Origin of the sequence: Pseudoalteromonas sp. APAL1, from assembly GCF_021532475.1 — a bacterium.
GTDB classification, from domain to species: Bacteria; Pseudomonadota; Gammaproteobacteria; order Enterobacterales; family Alteromonadaceae; genus Pseudoalteromonas; species Pseudoalteromonas lipolytica_C.
The window spans coordinates 1-20,337 of record NZ_JAKGAW010000040.1 but is presented as its reverse complement, the minus strand read 5'-3'; the positions used below and the strand labels follow the sequence as shown (position 1 = coordinate 20,337).

Sequence of the window (20,337 nt, the reverse complement as noted above, 5' to 3'; positions counted from 1 at the left end):
TCATGCTTTAATTTTTGCTTTACCATCTAAAAATTAAAGCATACACTATAAAAAACACATTCAGTAAGGTTCACAATGACTATCTCTAAAGTAGAAGCTACCGATATCTCGTTTGACGAGCTAAAAGAAGGTTCAGAACTGTACATCCAACGCCGTAATAGACGCCTTCTAAATAACCACCGCAAAGAGCTTAGAGTGTTTACTAAAGCTGAAGCAGTGGCGTACTTAGATATTGATGCAAGAACGTTAGATAAGTACTGCAAAGCTCTAAAAATTAACCCAAGAAGACATGAAGAGAGTCAGTGGTTATTGGATATCGAAGAGGTCTATAAAGTACGAGATTCACTTCCGGATGAACTTAAAAAACAATTACCATTTGTTCGCAGTGAAAGCCAAGACCTACAAGTTATAGTTGTTCAAAATCAAAAAGGCGGTGTTGGTAAGACTGTTACTGCAGCGACAGCTGCATCTGGTTTGGCAACTGAGTTTCATCAAAACTATCGTGTTGGCTTAATTGATATGGATGGCCAAGGCACTTTATCAATGTATTATGCCCCTGAATCAGCACAAGAAGGCTGCTTATCTGTTGGTGACTTAATCATGGGGAACTATGAGCTTGATGAAAACGAAACGCTAAAAGAAGCTATCAGTGAAGCGTTCTTGCCGACCACTATTCCTAACTTGCGTATTTTACCAGCTTCACAATCAGATCGAGCAATTGAGGGCTGGTTTCATGAAGCAGTATTCAACCAGCAACTAAGCTCTCCTTACTCAATACTGCACGACATCATTGAACAAGTTAAAGATGAATTCGATATCATTATCATAGATACGCCTCCATCATTAGGCTACGCGACATACAACGCTTACTACGCTGGTACGAGTGTTATTTTCCCATTATCTGTTACCGAAAATGATATTGATGCTACGTGCTCATATTTTAGTTATATCCCGCAAGTATGGACGCTACTAAAAAATGCAAAACACCCGGGTTATGACTTTATGAAAATACTGCTTACAAATCATAAAGAGAGTTCAACCACTACTGATTTACAGAACAACCTTTATGATAGTTTTTCAACTTACCTTTACTCAACAGAGTTCAACAATAGTGAAGCTGTGAGACAAGCTTCATCATTACTATCAACCGTATTTGATATGTCTAAAAGTGAATACCCTAAAACCAAGATGACTTTCCAGAATGCACAACAAAATGGATATGAAGTTACCAGCCAACTACACCGCGATATTCAAAAAGTGTGGCGCGAACAAGAGAAGGAGCAATAAAAATGGCTAAAAAAAGAGGTATAGTCTCTCCACTCGGCAACACAGCAGGCTCAGAAGAAGCTATTGCAGATAGCAATAAGAACCAACTTGAGAGTTTGGCCAAGCGCTTGAGAATTGAAGCTGAAAAGAGTGAAACACCACTTGATGAAGTGCTCTCTAAGCATCTGGGAGTAGTCAGCGTAGGTCAAAGTAAAGTCTGGACATTAAAGTCAGGCCAAGAAGCCACATTCACACCGGTTACGTTGTCATATGAGCAGCTTAAATCAAATACAGTCGTCACTTTTGAAATCAACGGGCGCGAGCAATCACTATTAACAGAAGAGTCGCTTCAAGACTTATCAACATTAGATAATCAACAGTTCTACCCAGCAATTGGTCGACGTCTGTCAGATAACAAGATTGACGTTCTTGATGGTTCACGCCGTCGCGCCTATGTACTTGAGAAAAACGGTGCTATAGAAACTTTCTCAATGCTAGTTACTGATGACGAAATCAGTCTAAGCGATGCAAAGGCTCTCGCTACATCACTACAGTCAGTTAAAGAGCACAGCTTACGTGAAATTGGATTACGCCTAGAGCGAGACAAAGAGGCGTACTTAGCTGAACATGGCAAAAAGTTGAACCAGGCTGAGTTAGCGGAACGTCATGGCTTAAGTCAATCAAAGGTAAGTAAAGCACTACAAGCAGCAACAATCGATAGTGATTTAATTTCTGTTTTTCCAGATATTTCATTGCTCAACCACAGTGACTATAAAGCGCTATTGGCAACACAGGCTTTATTAGGTGATCAACTAAGTGATTTCACTGAAGAGCTAAAAAGTAAAGTTAATGAGCTAAAAGTTAGCGGTGGCTTTATCAAAGAAGACCTTAAAGACAAACTCAGCAAACTAATAGCTGATGAGTCTAAGTCCTTCAAGCCAGCTACAGATAAACCAGTTGTGACGACATTATTCAAGTTTGACAATAAAGATCAGTTTGCTCGCAAAAAAGTGAAAGGAAGAAACTTTTCTTATGAATTTGGTCGAGTTCCGAAGGATATTCAAGATAAGTTAGATGAGGCAATTTCAAACATACTTAATGAAAGTTTACAATAGAAAATTCATGTACAGGTGAGTTTGTAAACTCACCTGTATAGCAGCAATTCATCCTTGTTCATAATTTACCCAGCTGCCTTGCGATATCCTCTACTAACCTAGGTATCATTTGTTCGATCGTGACTAGTTGAGCGCCTATATCCAAATTACCTTTCTCAGCTATCACCTCAATATCAGAGAATAACTCTCTTAATTTGTTAGCGCTTATTTCACCACACATCCCTTTTAACGCATGCGCTATTTGACGGACTTCTTCACTATTCCCTTTTTTGTGTTGCTCTATTAGTTCCTGCACCTTAATAGGTACTTTTACAACAAACACTTCACAAATTTTGTTTAGTAAGACTTCTTTATTTAATAATCGTGCAAGGGCTTGTTCGCGGTCCCACAGCTTTTCTTCTTTGAGTTCATTTCCGGCAAGAGGAATTGCTTTAGATTGCCCCTCGTAGCTTGATAGCGACCATTTGACGACCTTTTCTAATACTTTAACTGCCTCAATTGGCTTACTCACATAATCACTCATCCCCACAGCTAAGCATTTTTCCTTTTCACCAGCCATCGCGCTTGCGGTCATTGCAATGATAGGAACATCAATAAACGACTTTCCTGCTTTTCCTGTGCGTATTTTTTCACACACTTGATAACCATCTAAAATTGGCATTTGGCAATCCATCAGTATGCAGTTTATTTGCTTCTCATTTGTATTGAAATGATTTAAAAGTTCAATTGCATCTTGTCCATTACTTGCTGTTAAAATATTTATAGGCAGCTCATCTAATGCGCCTTTAGCAACTTCAATGTTGATTTCGTTATCATCGACAATCAATACCGTACAACCTTTTAATTGCTCAATGACATCATCTGCAAGTTCAAAGCCGCTAGTTTCAGAAAGTAGATATAATGGCTCACCTTTTGGCACTTCGTAGCCAGCTACTTGCACCAGCTCTGTTTGGGTTGCAGGCTTTGTAATTTGAGAAACTTTTGACGCAATACCTTTGGGAAGTGGGTTTCCTGGCTGATGAAGTGTTATAAACTGAGCGCTTTGGTTATTTTCGCTTAAAACTTCAATAATAGAACCTATGTTATTCGTTGTATCATCTTCATAGTCTAAGAACACGTAGTCAAAAACTTTGCTTTTATGTGCGCCAAGCTCTGCCATAGAGCATGTGCTGACAATACCGCCTAGCAAACTGATTGTCTTATCTAAAACCTCCCAAATATTTGGATTACTGCTCGCCACCAAAATGGCTTTATTCTCATAGCATTTTTCAGTAACCTGAGAGTTTTCTCCATTGCAGCGAACTTTAATATTGAAGGTGAAAACACTGCCCTGATTTAAAGTTGAACTGACAGAGATGTCTCCATCCATTAATTGGCATAATTGTTTACAAATAGACAAGCCAAGTCCGGTCCCCCCAAACTTTTCTGATATTGCTGTACTTGCCTGCTGAAACGCATCAAATAATTGTCCTTGTGTACTAGACGCGATCCCTATTCCCGTATCTTGGACCTTCACTTTTAAATTGTGTGTACCTTCTGATATGCGCTCAGAACTAACAATGACTTTGATATAGCCTTTATCAGTAAATTTTATCGCATTACTGATTAAGTTATTTAAAATTTGGGTGAGTCTGAGCGGATCTGTTTTAACATTCTCACAGTTTAAGTCACTGGTATCTAAATATACATTTAACCCTTTATCAAAGGCTCGAATAGCACTCGATTCAACTAGCCTTTCAATTAGCAGTTGTAGATTGATTGTTTTAAGATTTAGATCCAATTTACCTGCTTCGATCTTTGATAAATCAAGTATGTCATTAATTAATAGATTTAAATTTGACGCACTTTGCTCCATCATTTCAACAAGGTTTCGTGATTTATCAGACAACTCTTCTCGTTTTAAAATATTTAAAGTACCAATTACTCCATTAAGCGGAGTACGGAGCTCATGGCTTATATTCGATATGAAAGCACTTTTTATATCGCTATGCTTAATAGCATCATCTTTGGCCTCTGCAAGCGCTTGAGTACGCTTTCGAACTTTCGCTTCTAGTTCTGTATTTAATCGTTTTACTTTTATCTCTGCATCTTTTTCTTTTGTTATATCTCTAATAATTAAAGCAAGCCCTATTAAGGTATTGTGTTCAGAAAAAACGGGGCTAACAGATATAGCGTAATGAAGCGTTGTTTCGTCAAATTGTTCAGATAATTCATCTTTAATTTGTGATTTAGAGCTTTGAATATCAGTTACGTAGGTGTGGATGGGTAATTTTGAAAGAAACTCAACATCTTTGGCTAGCTTCCCTAATGCTGTCACTTTAGAAATTGACAACAAACGCTCCGCCGTATTATTTACACTTGTTAACTCACCTTCTAAATTTAACCCAACGATTGCATCGATTGACCCATCAACTATTGCAGAGGCTTCTCTGCGAGCTTCTGCTAAGAACTGACTTCTTGTTGCATTTCGATAAAACATTATAAGTAATATAAATGTGAAAACACCTATTGCAGCTAAGAAGCTATAAGTAATTTCTCGCTTCTCATTAATTAACGTTTCTACGTACTTTTCAGGCACTAAAAGATTAAAGTTGATGTAACCATACTTATTTCTAGGCTTTGTCTTCACTTTTGTAGAATGTACATAAAACTGCAGGTCAGGGTTAAGTTTTGAAGTTATCGTATAGAGTCCCTGATATTGAACTTTCTGACTATAAACTTTATCCCACGTTATTTCAGGGTTTAAGTCTCTTGAAAATTGATATTCTTCAATAGGATGGTAGACAAAGTCACCTTCAGAGCTACTAATAATTAAATCAGAGTAGTTAAAAACGGTTCGTTTAAGATTATCAATGAGTGCATTAGCATTTACATTCATAATTAAAAATGCATACCGCTTTCCTTTATCACTAAAGATGGGAATAGAAAAACGTAGCATTGGCTGGTAGGGAAAAACCACTTCACCAAATTCTTTATTTAAAGTAAGTGGCGACATGTAAATTTGATTCGTTTCGAGTTGAGAGCTTGGTAAAAAATATGGCTCACCACTTTTAGCCTGCAATGAGTAATCAGGCACAGCCTCTACAGATGCGCCTACCCGTTGCACACGTATTAACTCTTTACCCTCGGCTGTAATAGCAATAACACGAAGTTGCTCAACAGCTAGATTATTCTCCATAAAACCAATAAATATAGTTTCTAGACGCTCTTTCCACTGGTTGTATGTAGTACCATCGTATGGATCAATTCCATCATTAAATTCAGCTCTTGGTAATCCCGATATAGGGGGGGTTGAGTATAAAAAGCGGAGATCTGATTTTGACTCAGCAATTGAACTAGTTACTATTTCTTTTAAGCGCTCTTGAGTCTCAGTAAACTCTTGGTCAATTGACCCTAAAACATCACTTTTAACGTGTCCTTCAAAAAAATAAACTGCGAATAAGCCAAAAATGCAAAACACAAAGGAAACAATTGTTAAATATACCTTCGAACCAACTAAACTTGCACCACCTTTATTATAAATATCCATACTATGTCCGCTTAATATTTGTTCTACACCACTTTAGCAAGATAGACCTCAAAGCGTCATACTCGAGTGGCTTTGCGATATAATCATCCATTCCGGCATCAAAACAGCGCTGCTTATCTGCACTTAATACATTAGCAGTTAAAGCAATAATTGGTGTATGTTTGAAAGCAGAAAACTCTCTAATTTTTACAGTGGCTTGCGGACCATCTAATACTGGCATTTGCATATCCATAAAGATAATATCAAATACACCTAGTTCACATTGTTCAACAGCTTCCTGACCATTGTTTGCCATATTTATAGAGGTAATATTAAATTCATTGAGCATCGCTTCAATCACTATCTGATTAATGTCATTATCTTCAACAACAAGCGCATTAATATTCGATAAATCTATATCTTCTTTAGGTGTAGTTAATGAAGCATCTTTATGATCTAAGTCCATTGAAGATAGTGTGCGCTTTGCTAACAGAGAAAAATAAAAATGAGATCCTTCTCCTAGTGTACTTTCGACTTGTAGAGGTGCTTCCATCAAATCTAATAATTTGTTTGATATAGTGAGGCCCAACCCTGTACCACCAAAACGCCTTGTAATAGAAGTATCTGCCTGAGAAAATGCTTCAAATAGTGTATTCAAGTGTTCACTTGCAATCCCGATCCCTGTGTCTGATACATTAAACGTAAGCTTTACTTCATCAAGCCCAATCTCTTGTATGTTTACAGTTAACGAAACGCTTCCTCTCTCTGTGAACTTAACAGCGTTACCCAGTAAATTTATCAATACCTGCTTTAAGCGCGTTTCATCGGCCAAAAAAGCCAGTTTTTCAACTTCCGGAGTTGTAGAGATATAAAGCTGAATATTCTTACTATCTGCTTGCTCCTGAAATAGGTGTTTAAGCTCCTCTAAAAGATAGCTTAAATCTACTGGTTCAGACTCAAGCTCAATTTTTGAAGCCTCAATTTTACTCAAATCAAGAATATCGTTGATAATAACTAATAAGCTAGCGCCAGAAGACTGTATGAGGTGTAGCATTTTGCTTTGTTCTGGTGTGAGAGTCGTGCGGCTTAGCTGGCGAGCCATTCCTAAAATACCATTCATAGGTGTTCTAATTTCATGGCTCATGTTTGCTAGAAACTCTGACTTAACTTTTGTTGTATGCTCAGCACTTTGCTTCGCTTCAGATAGATCTTTACTTAGTTCTCTAAACTTATTAGCCGCCTTGGCTAAAATACCAATTTCATCCTTTCGTTTTAAATCATAAATCGGTGCTTCCAAATCTCCATCTAAGAAATGTGTGAAGCTATTTGTTAAGCGTTTAATCGCACGTGTAATTTGCAAGTGAAAGAATGCTGATAGAGCGACAATGTAAATAACAACCATCAAAGCAAGTGCATTTAAAATGCTTTCTGTCATTGAAACCGTTTTTTGAGCATCCCGTTTTATTTGTTTTAGCTGAGTTAACGAATCTTCCCTTAAGCTATTCGCAAGCGTACTAAATTCAATTGCATCTCCAGCCATTACTACATTTACTAAGCTTAAATAGTTTCGATTAGCCTGAACACTTTTTGAAAAAGTATTTCGATAGCTATTAGACAAATCGATCATATTTTTAAATTTAGATTTATCTGCAACGTTTTTAGATAGCGAGTTCAGTATTTTTTCAACTTCAACTCTTTTGGCATACTCTTTTTTTGTTAAAAATTGATAAGCATCACGATGCAGCATATGCCATAGGTTAAGGTACTCTGTAACAAACAACTTCTCATTTGTATCAGTAGCCTTCGCTTTTAAATTTTCAAGAAGTGAAATTGCGTTCAAATAAATTTGCGGTAATTCTTTTTCAATTAAGTCATTCCGTCGTGTAAAGCGAAATGTCAGTACTTTTAAATTAGCGCTATAACGACTTACAAGCTCCGTCATACCATCAAGATGAATTTGAATACTTTCTGCGCCTTTTACTACATTAATTTCAGCTAATCGCTTTTCAATACTTTCAAAATTTACCATTATTTTTTTAAAAACGGGGGCACTACCTGATGCTCCGTAAACTGAGATATCCCTTTGCATCTCAACAATATCTTTATTGATTTTTAAAATATCTACCGAATAATTACTAATGCTAGCGATATCACTGAAAGAGTCTTCGATGGTTTTCAGCCTTTGATTCATAATCAAATAACTAACACTCATGGCGATTAAGACAAGTACCATCGCTAGTGACATTTTGGCAGCAAGAGATTTTGAAAAAAAGCTCAACAAATTACTTCCTTATGCATTAAGTAGTTCATACCACTTATCTAAACTGTAGTCATAATTTGGCATCACGGTATTCCAAACAGCGATGTTTGAAAAGCGTTTAATATAGCTGCCACCATCCCTTACTTCGCCAGCTTTAACAGATACTTTACCATCCGTTCCCTTCAAGTCAGTTGATGCTTCTTGTCCTTCATACCAATAGTTCCACTCAGGTTTCGACATAAGCGGTTGGCTTCGGCTAGGGTTAGAAATGTAATATCCTTGCCTTGCTATAAATGCGCCTGGGTAGCCGGATAACCACCAGTTCATATACTCATACGCAGCATCCTTAACATGCCCATGCGTATTTTTTGATAAACACATAACTCCATGCCATGCTCTGTACCCTTCTTTTGGCGATGCATAAGTTACTGGAATGCCTAGCCCATTTAGCGCACTGACCCCTGGTGAGAACATACTTTGAATGGTCACTCGGTTCATTTTCATAAAATCAACAGATTGCGGAACCGAAGTCCAAAAACCTGAAAAATGACCTTGCCGTTTCTTTTCAAATAAAATGGCAAATAATTGGTCAATCTCGGCAATAGTCATATTGCCGAAATCATTAAATTTCATTAATCCTTTAGCTTGAGCAGCTAGAGCAGCGTCAAAAATACCTATTGTTGGTGCATTAACTAAGGCTACTTTCCCTTTATTCTTTTCATCTAATAGCCATGCCCAAGATTCTGTTTCGTAAGGGATACCTTTTTCAATAACATTCGTGTTATAGCCAAATGAATCGACATTATGTACAAATGGCATGAAGCTAATTAATTTGGATGGTGTTGCTCCTAACGAACCATCTGCCTGTGCATAAAGCAGCTTGTTTGGTGAATCGCCTGCGCCTAACTTTGCATCCGGTACAATTTTGCCAGTCTTGGTAAGTGGGTTTATTTCATCCCAATAAACGAGTCTATCAACCTCGATTGGCTGAATTGCATCTGCTTGCCACAAAATATTAATAGAGTCAGACCATTGCTCAAACAAATCAAAAGAACTAGGGTCTGCTGCTGCTTTTTGTAAAACGGCGGCACTCCCCATAGGCGTAAACTCGATGTTTATACCTAGCTCGCGCATTGCTCTCTGTCTAAGCTCTTCTTGCAACGTAACATGTGTTCCCATTACACGAAGGGTTACTTTGTTCTTTGCAAAAACATAGGGGGCTTTAAACGCAAGTGATGATGCCACAGCACCAACACCGAGTGTTTTTAGAAAATCTCGACGCTTTTGAGAATGTTCCATTGTATATCTTGGTAAGTTAACAGTCTCAAAAGTATAGACTATGTTCCTGAGGTTTCTACAAAAAGTAGTAAGAAAAATCCAAAATCAATCACAAAAGCTTAGCCTAAAGCAATTTCGCCCATCAGACTTAGCCGTATAAAGCGCTTTATCTGCGCAACTAATCAACTCGCCTAAGCTCACATTATTTTGGTGCTCATAGATAACCCCACCGATACTAACAGTAGCGCGGCCCCATAAAGACTTAAAATGTGGGATATTAATTGCCTCAAGCTCTGCTGAAATACGATCACATATGAATTTAACGCCGTCGAAGTCAGTGAATGGCAGTATGACAAGAAACTCCTCGCCACCATATCGTATTGCTATATCTTGAGGTCTTTGAATAGATCGCTCAATAACATCAGCAATTATTTTTAGGCAAGCATCTCCTTGCGGATGCCCGTATTGATCGTTGTATAATTTAAAGTAGTCGATATCCAGCATTAGCAAGCTGAACGGTTTCCTCTCTCTTGAAGTCTGTTTAAAAACGTTTGCAACTTCTAAATCCAAATAGTGACGGTTAAATAAGCCTGTCAACGAATCTTTATAAGTAAGCTGTAATAGTTTTTCTAATCGAAGCTTATTCTCTAAATGATTTTTCGTGCGGTGTATCAATGTCGATGCAGTAATAGGTTTACCAATAAAATCAGAAGCACCAGCTTCCCAGCATGCATTTTGGTATTCCGTGTCGTAAGTCGAAGTGATGAAAATTATTGGGATATTTTCGAATGTAGCTTTAGCCTTAAGTCGCCTACAAATATCCAGACCACTTATATCCGGTAAATTAATATCTAGTAAAATCAAATCAGGAAGTAAATCCTCACAGGCTTCTAAAACAGCCTGACCAGAAGAGTATGCATCAACAGCAAAATGCTCTTCTAAAATAACACCTAAACTTAGCCTTACCATCTCATCATCATCAACAATGAATACTTTACATTGTGATAATGGTTTTAAACTTAAGGGCATAATATTCCTTCAGCTTTACTGGTTTGAATTAGTTTATCAGCGTTGTCGAATCTCAATGGTTTACTTAGTAAATAACCTTGACCAATTTGACAACCAAGCTCTTGCAGTCGATCTTTTTGCTCTAAAGTTTCAATCCCTTCAGCCACAATTTGGAGTTTTAAAGAGTGAGCTAGTTCAATTATAGTAGTAACAATATTAAATGCTTGAGCATCATCAAGCATATCACGAACAAAAGACTGATCTATTTTTAGTATATCTATTGGGAACAATCTTAAGTATGAAAGACTGGAATATCCAGTTCCAAAGTCGTCAAGAGCAATACTGACCCCCATACCAGAGATAAGTTTTAATTGACTTACAGTATAATCAAAGTTTTCAATTAAGGCCGACTCTGTCACTTCTAACTCTAAATAACGACTTGGTAATTGGGTTCTTTCAAGAATTTCGGCAACAGTATCTACAAGTTTAGTATCTGTGAATTGTTTAGCAGATATATTTACTGCTACTTTAATAGGCAGACCTTTATCAAGCCAAGTTTTCGCTGCAATACAACTCTTTTCAAGAACTTGTTCTCCTAAGCGAAAAATAAGCCCCGTTTCTTCTGCATATTCAATAAAGTGAACAGGAGAAATAAAGCCACCTTGTCCATCTTTTAAACGAACTAAGCTTTCTACACCAATCAGTGTGTCAGTGTTTAAATCATATTTAGGTTGATAATGAACGTCGAGATCATTTTCATCTAATGCCTTTCTAAGTTTATTTCCGACCTCAAGACGCCTATTCATTTCAACCCGTAAATCATCACTAAAATAGAAGTAACTATTAGCAGATTCGTTTTTTGCTTTGTACATTGCGGAGTCTGCATGGCGAAGCATTTCTTCTACACTTGATGCATCATCAGGGTACACACTTATGCCTAAACTTGCTGAAAGAACATGCTGTTCACCACCTGACCTGAAAGGCTTACCAATAACATTAAGAACTTGATTAACCAGTGGCTCTAAACTTAAAGAATTAGCCGAGTGAGGAACAACGAGTGCAAATTCATCTCCCCCAACACGAGCGACTGTAATATCGTTACATGCGAATCGGTCCAAGCTGTGACCAATATGTGCAATAATCTCATCACCGATATGATGACCTAAGGCATCATTAATAAACTTAAACTTATCTAGATCAAGTAACATCAAGCTTAACTTAGTGTCATTAAAAGCAGCTCTGGCAATACCCTGCGTGAGTCTATCGTGAAGTAATACTCGATTTGGTAATGATGTTAATTGGTCATGATGAGATAGATATGTCATCTGCATCGACATAGCTAAGGCTTCGCTCACATCTTGAAATACCATAACAGCGCCGCATTGGTTACGATTGCTATCAAGAATTGGAGCTGCGCTGTCTTCAACTCGATGTTCAATTCCTTGCTTACTAACCAATTGCGTATTTAATGCCATAGCAACTGGTCTATTTTCATTTAATGCAACGACTAATGGGTTAATTGATGAGGCTTTGGTCGTAGCATCGACTAACTTCATCACCTCTTCAATATGGCGACCTTTCGCCGCTGTTTGTGACCACCCTGTAAGTCTTTGCGCTACAGGGTTCATATACACAATATTTGCGTTTTTATCAGTAGAAATAACTGCATCTGCAATCGAATCTATCGTAATTTTCAACTGCTCTTTTTCAGCAAATAGTTCTTCTTGTGTTAGCTGTAATACCTTTTCTTGCGTTCTGATTTTTATATGATTTTCAATACGTATTCGACAGAGTCTGAGGTTTAGCGGTTTAGAAATAAAGTCTATCGCGCCTAAAGATAAGGCTTTTTCTTCAATCGCAGGATCGCTGTGAGACGTAATGACAACAGTTCTAATATGTGCCAAAGTAGGCTTTTGCTGTATCACTTCTAAAATGTCAAAACCACTGACTTTAGGCATTTCTAAATCAAGAATCAAAATGTCTGGTCTAATTTTTTCAATCAGCAGTATTGCTTCAGAGCTGTTGTTAGAAGTTGAAATATCTCCAATTCCTTCTAAAGCATGCTCCAGCTGTAAGGTATTAATTTCTTCATCATCAATGATTAGAACACTGCAATTGTCCATTTAGGGTTCCCCTCAATACTTTGTACCTACTAACAATAACGCTAAAACAGTAAATTTGCGACACACTTTTTTATTAGTCTTAAAATATTATTTTTTTGTATATTAAACTGGTTCTTTGTAATTATTAGCTAGTTTTTAATTAATGTGTAAGTAATACTATTAACTATGTAATAAAACAAAATGGATAATTTAGGAAGGTATTTTGAAACATTATTACATTAACGATAACGCCCAAAACACAGGTGAACATTAAGTACATACAGAGTCATGCCCGTACTTCAACTTGATAAAAGACCGCACTGATTTAGGTTTCTTTCATAGTTGCAAAGATGCATTAGAGAAAGCAAAAACCAAATATTCAAATGTTGATGGATGTAAGCATTGTTGCTTGCTTTGCAATACTCGATAGAAAAATTTATAACTGAGAGACTGACTTGATTTAGTCACATTGTTCAGTCTCTCTCAAGTTGTGATAGCTAAATTAAAGGTTTGTTTTAAATTGACCTACAGCCTCAACGACTTCTTTTGCGCCTTTTTGAATGTCATCGATTACATTACCTGCACTATTAGATAAATCCAAAGCATCTTTGGCTTCAACTAAACTAGCTTCAATTTGGGTTACAGCGTCCTGAGTGAGTACTTTGTTTTCTGCAACCACACTAATTATCTGCTCTGTAGCTAAGCTCGTTCTTGATGCTAATTGTCTTACTTCGTCTGCGACAACTGAAAAACCACGTCCTTGCTCACCCGCTCTTGCAGCCTCTATTGCAGCATTAAGTGCTAATAAGTTTGTTTGATCTGCTATTCCTTTAATACTTTCAACCAACTGAGACACTTTTGCTGATTGTACATCAAGTTTATTAATGCCTTCGCTCGCAGTTTCAAGTTTCTTAGAAAGCGCATTCATAGTTGAGATAGTTTGCTTTACAACACCTAAACCACTTTCTGCATCAGAGTCAGTTTGTTTTGAGATATCGTAAGCAATGCCAGCTGTTTCTGAAATAGCTTGCTCTCTTCTCATTTGTTCTGTAATGACAGTCGCGAACTTAGCAACTTTATATAAATCTCCATTTTCATCATGAATAGGGTTATAAGAAGCTTCAAGCCATACTTCATTGCCATAACTATCTATTCTTTTAAAGCGGTCAGAGATAAAGCGCCCCCCTTTAACTCTGACCAAAACTCTTTGTAAGAATTTGAATTTGCCTCTTCTGGATCGCAAAAGATACTATGGTGCTTACCTAGTATTTGGCTTTTAGAGTACCCCATTGCATTTAAAAAATTATCGTTAGCACTCAGAATTATTCCATCTAGAGTAAACTCGATTACAGCAGATGAACGACTAAGAGCAGCAAGCATATCTTCTTTCTCTCTCGAATGAGAGATAGTGCGAGTGAGCTCAGATGAGAAAATAGCTATATCTTCATTTACAGGTTGAACAATGCTTCTAAGCCACAACTCTCTATTAGTTTTCGTTTTTAACTGTAAAGCACCATGCCAATGGTTAGTTTTCTTAAGTGCTGACAAGAATTTTTGTGTATGAGGTTTATTTAATGACTTTTTTAAGATCAAACTTTCAATGCTTGCCCCTTTTAGATCCTCAACTTCAATTTCGATTGCCGCAGCAAAACGATGATTTGCTTCTAAGATATGCCCACTTTTACTTAATAAAAAATACAACATCTCTTCTTTCAGTTCCTGCTTAATATTTTCATACTCGGCAGTTTGCTCTTTAAGATAAGCAATTTCAGATAACAACTTTTTATTTGTAAACCACATCTGGGGTGTTTCCCTTAAGAGTCAACTCAAAGTTTGTGTAATAAAAATCAATAATTAGATAAAACTATAACTAAATTAGTCAAAATATTATAATTTTACCAATCTAAAGATACTATGTGTGAAAATGCAGAGTTATCATAACAAAAGAACATTGCTTAATCTTTGAGAAATTATTACTAGTTAAGTTAAATTCTTGGCCTTTTAAACATTAATGCTTTTTTCTGTAACTCTGACAAAGAAACGGTTCGATAACCAATTCCTACCAACTTAGTTGACTCCCCCCAATTTGCTGTACGATATTTAACATCACTCTTGATAACCCCCAACCAACTTGAAGCTCTACGGGTACTTACATCAAAGTGCTTAGCAAGTTTTTTTGCTGTGAAGTACCCACCATTTTCGAGCATTAATTCAGCTGCGTCATTAACTGATAACATAAGGTCCTCCAAACAGTTCATTTATTTGCAAGCATAGGTGGTCTAGCAAACAGCAAAGCCTGGTTTTGCAAGCTTCTCATACTGGATTTTCGACCATAGATAGATACCACCTTTACGGTACGATTAGGGACACCAGTATCAACCGTCTTATATTTATTGGTTGTACGGATGTTATATAGGAGTGCGCTCGCTTTATTTGCTGAAATAGAAAGTGCTTTTCCGAGGGATTGGGCCGTATAAAACTCCCCTGTCTCTAACATTAATTCAGCTGCTTTTTCTGTCGATGCCATTTTCAAACCTTTTATAATTGAAGATTTTTCGACAATATCAACAGATGAATTTTGCGCTCATTTTGAAAAATTAACTTAACAATGCCAGCCTTTGGGCAAAAGTCATTTTTGCTACCACCTTATGTGCCCCGGTATCACTGACCTTGTTGATGGTTGTAACTACATCATTAAACAAAGTAGTTGTACTATTAATATTCTTTTGAGCTGATTGAAACGCGCTTAGGAGCGTATCAAGTTGCGGGTTCCATTCATTTAACACCCATTTATCTACATTAGAACGAATAGCGCCATGAACTAAACGAGAGAACTCGGACTTAGCAGACCCTTTGTCTCTAAAGGTCATGTTATTGAATTCTGCTAAAGCTACTAAAGCAGGCTGCCAAACTTGTTGTGCCTCTAAAATCCTTTTATTGATTTTCTTTAATCGTTTGATGGCTTTTGTGGTTAATTGAACTTTTAATTTAGGATTGTTATTGACCAAACTAACGTCCTTGCTGGTCATAATTCTGCTAAACAAGTCTTCTATTTTGCTCACTCCATCAAAATGCATCATAAGCCAAAGCTTTGCAGCATTACTTCTATCACTTATTGATACTAAATGAGTATTAAACTCAGCTTTAAGAAGATGTAGGTTTTGCTTATGAATTGATTCATTGATTACGATGCTTACACTTTCATCTAGAGCGTTAAGAGTTCCGTCAATGTTAACGTCAAAACTTAGGAGGTTTGATCTAACATTTCCCCTTTGCTGGTTTCTGTACTTACGGATAACGTCAAGAACCTCAGCTTTATCTCTTCTATGCTGGCTCATAGCTATAGCGCCTTCAGAGGCTTTGACTACGTCAATTGGCATTGATTGGTACTTAAACATAGAAAGTGAATCCATTACTTGAGTACGCTTTAGCAAAAATTGAAATTGAGATAGATACTTTCGCTCAATAGTAACACCACCCTCTGTAATCAAAAGCTCAGCAGCTTGCGTGCCTGGGTACTTTCTAACGTCATATTTATTAGACTTTCGAATATGGCGGTACTTAATTAATCTATGCATATAGTCGTTATGCAGCTCAAGCGCCCTATCAAGTCCACCAGCTTCTTTCCAGCAAGCTACGGTTTCTTGTGAGATGAAGATATTTTCTCGCGCTTCATCACTGTTCAGGAAGTCTTTATCATGCATGGATATCAGCTTTTGCGTATGAGTATCAAAGCAAAGCTTGAACATCTCTTTTTCCTGTTTATGTGCTTGATGATACCGGCTATCTACACTTAATGGATAAAACACCATTCTTGTATTGCCACGTGATATTTTTTTTCTATTAACCTTAGATACTCGTTGAGTAAAATTGATTTTTGCAGGTACTTTTCTAGCGCTTTCACTGTATCCGGTAATTAAATTGGTTTTCTCAAAGTACTTTAAGCTACGAGTTAACTTTCTCTCACCAACAAGGTTGTTAAACATTTCAAAATTAAGCTCAAAGTCTGGTACCGACACCAAAAGACTTTCGAACTTTTGAATACAGTAACTATCAACTTCATTCTCTAATCCAGTATTCAATATCAGCTCTAAAAGCTTCCCAGAGACAACCTTTCCTTCAAATAGAACCTTTTTGATTGTTGGTTTGTGTAAAGAAACTACACCATCAACCGTCAGTGCTGTCGATAAAGCGCCATCTAATTTACCTACTGAAATATTGAGGTCATAAATAGCCGTGACATTAGCGGAATGGTCTGAGCCTCTTTTGATACTACAATTCATATCTTCATCAAAAATATCACTTGCATCTAAAGGGCGGGTCCAAAGGTCTATCAATGATACGTGATCAAATACATGCTTATGGGCGTCTTCATCTCTTAACACTGGCATCATCACAGCTTCAGATAAAGCCTCATAACCTTGAATTTTACCGATATCAGCGTCACTCATCTCACTATTCAATTTTGGGTATGGTATCCACCCTTTTCCTTGCTCAATCTGTTTCCAAATAGCTAAAGGCCTAAATGGTGCTGCTCCGATACCATCCAAAGACCACCGAAAAGATAAAAGTACGGCATGTACTTCACTAAAGTAGTAATTAAGGTTCTGAGGGTTTAGTAAGGCTTCTGTATACATTTCTAAAAAAGCTTTCTTTATTTTAGGGGGTAGAGTTACATCGTTTTGAATACACTGAACACCTTCATGCTCAGCTTCTCTCCCCTGCTCTACTAAAGATTTGAAACGCTCTGAATGAGCAATGCTCTCTTGTGTTAGCTGGCAGGCGTACCTTACAATTTTATCTAAATGCTTGGGTTTTAAAGTATTCGGTTGCAAAGCAACACGATTATACCCTACAGGATCAAACGCCCGAGCGTGGAGAGCTCGCTCACTCATGTTAGAGCTAATTCTAAATAGCCGATCTCTTAGCCTTAATGTATTTTCTACACCAAGCACTTCCCAACGTTTCAACTTTGCAAGGTTAGTAGCTGTTTTATCTTGCTTTGAAACGATAGTACAAATAGAACACCCGTAGCGTGCTTTGCCATTGCAACCTGCCCCACCACTTTGACCTGTAGCAATTTCGCAAGTCTCACTTGTACCATTACCGTATATCTCGATTAAAAGACCAAAGTTTGATAAGAAACCTAGTATGTCATAGCAAGATCTTTGTAGTGGTTTTGAACCAGCCAAGCTCAGCAAAAGAAATACATCATCAGTCTCCCAGTCACGAATTGGAGCATAATTGTAGACTTTTGAGTTTCCAATAGACTGTGATGTCATTGAGTTCATTAAATCTTCTGCAGACTTACCTTTTAGATTGTGTCGCTCCATATTCTTTGACCTACGCGAAGACTATTTTTCCCTAGAACCTAAGCAAGAAATAATTGGTGAACTGGCATAATTGCCATATTTCTTTGAGTGCCTAATAGACTCTACAAGAGAGTTAACAAAGTGTTCGTTTGGGTTAACCTTAAAATTACTGAACAATCACCAGAGCGAGTTGGTGTTGCTGGAATTTTCTGGCCACCAACGTACCTAATGAAGAATTCATTGTTCAATGAAGGTTGGACTAATTTAAACTGAATATTGATACCTACAGACTTAGCATATTCAAGCATTCTCTTACTGGCATAGTTAACAAACATTTGCATAGGTATCGCTTCTGCTTTTGTATTAACTGTCGATACGATCAATGGGCGTTCTGGTTCAATGGTTTTTGCTGCAATAGCTTGGCGATAAGCCTCCATCACAATTAGCAATGTAGCTGTCGAGTCTTTCCCAAAAGAACATAAAGAAGTAATTATTGCTCGCTCATTTTCAATTAGAGCTCTTATATCAGCTACAGATGAAGAAAAGGCTTGAGCAACTAATTTCTCTCTACTTACTTGGTTAACTGTTCCAACAACAACGCTATCAATGATGTCTATTGGATTAACTTTGAAAACACTCACTTCACACTCCAACTTAAATTTTGTAACTATGGTCACATAGGATATAGAACGCGCTTTGATTGAAATGATAACTAAATATTCTCCACGATTATTTTTTAAAAAAAGTCATACAGAACAATAACTAAAATATATTTACACTTAATTATTCAGGGTGAATTCGCCAAAATATTAACTCGAAAAAATATAAAGCTAACCTTAATCAACAATAGAAAACCTAAAATATTCGCCAGCCTAAAAAACACAAAAAACTATTCTTAGTCAGACAGTTACATGAAGTTGACTCAAATTATTCAGGGTGAATTCGCCACTTATTCGAGGTTAATTATTTCAAAAGTGCGCGTTATGGAATCGGACTTACTATGGTCTTAATCGAAACATAAAGAGAACCGAAATGAATAATCAAAACGAGACTATTACTTCACCCTGTAACAAGCCTCTTCATGTAGTGCTTTTTAAAAGTAAAGAAGGTATTGAGCAACGAGGCGTTCAATGTTACGAAGGTGTCATGACTTTTAAAGAGCTGGTGGATCACTTTAAAGCAGAGAAAGGCTCTGAGGAAATTGGGGAAGTAGATAAGAAGCAACGTGACGTAGATACAAAGCGAGTAAATGGATTAAAGCAGTACTGGACTACATCCCAAGGGACTGTATTCCCAAATATAACGCTTTTTGCTAACTCCCTCTCTTTAAAAACTCAGTAACTGTTGGTAATAAGCTGATAATTGAAGCGACCTTAGAAAAGAATGCAGATAGATTTATAGCAGACGGACAAGGCCGACAAGCATTCATTGATTGGTTATTATCTGATGAAAGCAATGCAGAATTTGAAGAACATACTATTAGTTTCAAATTAATAGTAACGCAAACAGAAAGTCTATCTACCCCAAAAGCCGTACAAATTATTCGACAACTTTTTGCAGACTATCATGTGAAGTTAACTAAGCCGAACTCTTCTATCAGTAAGCATTTTGACAATAGCTCTGTGTTAAGTCGTTTAATGAATGACTGTTTAGAACTACAAGTAGATTCCTATAAGCTAAAAAGCAAAATTGCTCTCCATGGAAAAATAAAAGCGGGTCATATTTGGACATTCCAACAATTCACTACAATGATGCAAAAGTTCTTAAACTTAACAAATAGCACTGCATCAAAACAAATAACTGATGAAGCTCAATACGAAGATGCCCTTAACTTATGCCGAAGCTATTTAACCTGCATTTTCAGAATATTACCAATTGAGAACATTACGAGCACTCAAGACCATGAGAAGGCAATGTTTACACGAGCTATTTTTGCGAATGCACTGGGTTATGTAGGTCGCTCATTAATGGATGAAATGTTATTAGATAATTCGATAACGTGGGAGCGAATCAATCTAAAGGGCATACCTATAGAAGATAAAAGTGATTCATTCTGGCTTGAAGCTAATGTGACTATGAAAGATAAAGGCACAGTGAACTACCCAGCGACATCGGTTCACTTTGTTCACAGGGCTTCTACAGTCTAGCTTAACGGCTAGGCAGCTTCTTTTTTCTCAGATCCAAAATCCAACTTCGATAATTCGAAGACTTTCATTTTAACAGATTGTTTCTGCTGAGATGCGGGTGTTACCCTTGCGACGATTCCAGCCGCAATTATATCTAATTCACCTGTACTAGCTATGCTTTTAGCAGCAGCTAGATCGCGGCTTTGATACGCTCCGCAAGCCGTACAAGTAAAACGCCTATCATTCAATGTTAAAACATGGCGTTGCCCGCACTCCGAACAAATTCCAGTGGATTTTTCAAAACGACCTATTTCATGATAGAGCTTGCCTTCTAGCTCAGCTTTGTACTTTGAAAGCTGAGT

Annotated in this window: 16 protein-coding genes; 4 read left to right on the top strand and 12 right to left on the bottom strand. The window is 37.2% G+C overall.

From position 1 onward, the window contains the following. The first annotated feature begins 75 nt into the window (after positions 1-75). Both L1264_RS16690 and L1264_RS16685 read left to right on the top strand, forming a co-directional pair. Positions 76-1,287 (top strand): ParA family protein, encoded by a 1,212-nt coding sequence (locus tag L1264_RS16690; RefSeq protein WP_036973958.1) that lies wholly within the window; start codon positions 76-78, stop codon positions 1,285-1,287. A 2-nt stretch (positions 1,288-1,289) separates the two neighbouring features. Further along, complete coding sequence (locus tag L1264_RS16685; protein ID WP_036973959.1) at positions 1,290-2,381, top strand: ParB family protein; 1,092 nt, start codon at positions 1,290-1,292, stop codon at positions 2,379-2,381. 58 nt (positions 2,382-2,439) lie between these two features. Here the strand turns inward: L1264_RS16685 and L1264_RS16680 are convergent, their stop codons facing one another. From L1264_RS16680 to L1264_RS16630, 11 genes are all read right to left on the bottom strand, one after another. Further along, positions 2,440-5,910 (bottom strand): PAS domain-containing hybrid sensor histidine kinase/response regulator, encoded by a 3,471-nt coding sequence (locus L1264_RS16680; protein WP_235404251.1) that lies wholly within the window; start codon positions 5,908-5,910, stop codon positions 2,440-2,442. A 1-nt stretch (position 5,911) separates the two neighbouring features. Further along, complete coding sequence (locus tag L1264_RS16675) at positions 5,912-8,167, bottom strand: hybrid sensor histidine kinase/response regulator (protein ID WP_235404249.1); 2,256 nt, start codon at positions 8,165-8,167, stop codon at positions 5,912-5,914. 12 nt (positions 8,168-8,179) lie between these two features. Then, a complete protein-coding gene (locus L1264_RS16670) occupies positions 8,180-9,448 on the bottom strand; it encodes an ABC transporter substrate-binding protein (RefSeq protein WP_063529503.1) in 1,269 nt (422 codons plus the stop codon). An 84-nt stretch (positions 9,449-9,532) separates the two neighbouring features. Next, positions 9,533-10,456, bottom strand: coding sequence for a GGDEF domain-containing response regulator (locus L1264_RS16665; RefSeq protein ID WP_063529504.1), 924 nt, complete (start codon positions 10,454-10,456; stop codon positions 9,533-9,535). After that, the gene (locus L1264_RS16660; protein ID WP_063529505.1) at positions 10,447-12,558 is read right to left on the bottom strand and encodes a GGDEF/EAL domain-containing response regulator; all 2,112 of its coding nucleotides are present in this window, start codon (positions 12,556-12,558) and stop codon (positions 10,447-10,449) included. Before L1264_RS16660 ends, L1264_RS16665 begins: the two co-directional genes overlap by 10 nt. Positions 12,559-13,039: 481 nt before the next feature. After that, a complete protein-coding gene (locus tag L1264_RS16655; RefSeq protein ID WP_138558979.1) occupies positions 13,040-13,579 on the bottom strand; it encodes a methyl-accepting chemotaxis protein in 540 nt (179 codons plus the stop codon). Between the two features lie 107 nt (positions 13,580-13,686). Beyond that, positions 13,687-14,337: a PAS domain-containing protein gene (locus L1264_RS16650; RefSeq protein WP_199530022.1), complete on the bottom strand. Its 651-nt coding sequence runs from the start codon at positions 14,335-14,337 to the stop codon at positions 13,687-13,689. 185 nt (positions 14,338-14,522) lie between these two features. After that, complete coding sequence (locus L1264_RS16645) at positions 14,523-14,774, bottom strand: hypothetical protein (RefSeq protein ID WP_199530021.1); 252 nt, start codon at positions 14,772-14,774, stop codon at positions 14,523-14,525. Positions 14,775-14,791: 17 nt separating this feature from the next. Further along, the gene (locus L1264_RS16640) at positions 14,792-15,064 is read right to left on the bottom strand and encodes a hypothetical protein (protein WP_118845473.1); all 273 of its coding nucleotides are present in this window, start codon (positions 15,062-15,064) and stop codon (positions 14,792-14,794) included. A 70-nt stretch (positions 15,065-15,134) separates the two neighbouring features. After that, complete coding sequence (locus L1264_RS16635) at positions 15,135-17,870, bottom strand: hypothetical protein (protein ID WP_235404248.1); 2,736 nt, start codon at positions 17,868-17,870, stop codon at positions 15,135-15,137. Between the two features lie 101 nt (positions 17,871-17,971). After that, positions 17,972-18,490 (bottom strand): hypothetical protein, encoded by a 519-nt coding sequence (locus L1264_RS16630; RefSeq protein WP_199530018.1) that lies wholly within the window; start codon positions 18,488-18,490, stop codon positions 17,972-17,974. Between the two features lie 391 nt (positions 18,491-18,881). Here L1264_RS16630 and L1264_RS16625 point away from each other — a divergent pair, with 391 nt between their 5' ends. Together L1264_RS16625 and L1264_RS16620 are read left to right on the top strand one after the other, a co-directional pair. Next, complete coding sequence (locus L1264_RS16625; protein WP_235404247.1) at positions 18,882-19,190, top strand: hypothetical protein; 309 nt, start codon at positions 18,882-18,884, stop codon at positions 19,188-19,190. 14 nt (positions 19,191-19,204) lie between these two features. After that, complete coding sequence (locus L1264_RS16620; RefSeq protein WP_268833876.1) at positions 19,205-19,996, top strand: DGQHR domain-containing protein; 792 nt, start codon at positions 19,205-19,207, stop codon at positions 19,994-19,996. A gap of 8 nt (positions 19,997-20,004) precedes the next feature. Here the strand turns inward: L1264_RS16620 and L1264_RS16615 are convergent. Next, a partial coding sequence (locus tag L1264_RS16615) for a transposase (RefSeq protein WP_235404245.1) occupies positions 20,005-20,337 on the bottom strand: 333 nt, incomplete at its 5' end.

What these genes read in the sequence shown, in the direction of transcription:
- L1264_RS16690 (WP_036973958.1), top strand. Translation starts at nt 76, where the DNA reads ATGACTATCTCTAAAGTAGAAGCTACCGATATCTCGTTTGACGAGCTA.
- L1264_RS16685 (WP_036973959.1), top strand. Translation starts at nt 1,290, where the DNA reads ATGGCTAAAAAAAGAGGTATAGTCTCTCCACTCGGCAACACAGCAGGC.
- L1264_RS16680 (WP_235404251.1), bottom strand. Translation starts at nt 5,910, where the DNA reads ATGGATATTTATAATAAAGGTGGTGCAAGTTTAGTTGGTTCGAAGGTA.
- L1264_RS16670 (WP_063529503.1), bottom strand. Translation starts at nt 9,448, where the DNA reads ATGGAACATTCTCAAAAGCGTCGAGATTTTCTAAAAACACTCGGTGTT.
- L1264_RS16665 (WP_063529504.1), bottom strand. Translation starts at nt 10,456, where the DNA reads ATGCCCTTAAGTTTAAAACCATTATCACAATGTAAAGTATTCATTGTT.
- L1264_RS16660 (WP_063529505.1), bottom strand. Translation starts at nt 12,558, where the DNA reads ATGGACAATTGCAGTGTTCTAATCATTGATGATGAAGAAATTAATACC.
- L1264_RS16655 (WP_138558979.1), bottom strand. Translation starts at nt 13,579, where the DNA reads ATGAGAAGAGAGCAAGCTATTTCAGAAACAGCTGGCATTGCTTACGAT.
- L1264_RS16650 (WP_199530022.1), bottom strand. Translation starts at nt 14,337, where the DNA reads ATGTGGTTTACAAATAAAAAGTTGTTATCTGAAATTGCTTATCTTAAA.
- L1264_RS16645 (WP_199530021.1), bottom strand. Translation starts at nt 14,774, where the DNA reads ATGTTATCAGTTAATGACGCAGCTGAATTAATGCTCGAAAATGGTGGG.
- L1264_RS16640 (WP_118845473.1), bottom strand. Translation starts at nt 15,064, where the DNA reads ATGGCATCGACAGAAAAAGCAGCTGAATTAATGTTAGAGACAGGGGAG.
- L1264_RS16635 (WP_235404248.1), bottom strand. Translation starts at nt 17,870, where the DNA reads ATGGAGCGACACAATCTAAAAGGTAAGTCTGCAGAAGATTTAATGAAC.
- L1264_RS16625 (WP_235404247.1), top strand. Translation starts at nt 18,882, where the DNA reads ATGAATAATCAAAACGAGACTATTACTTCACCCTGTAACAAGCCTCTT.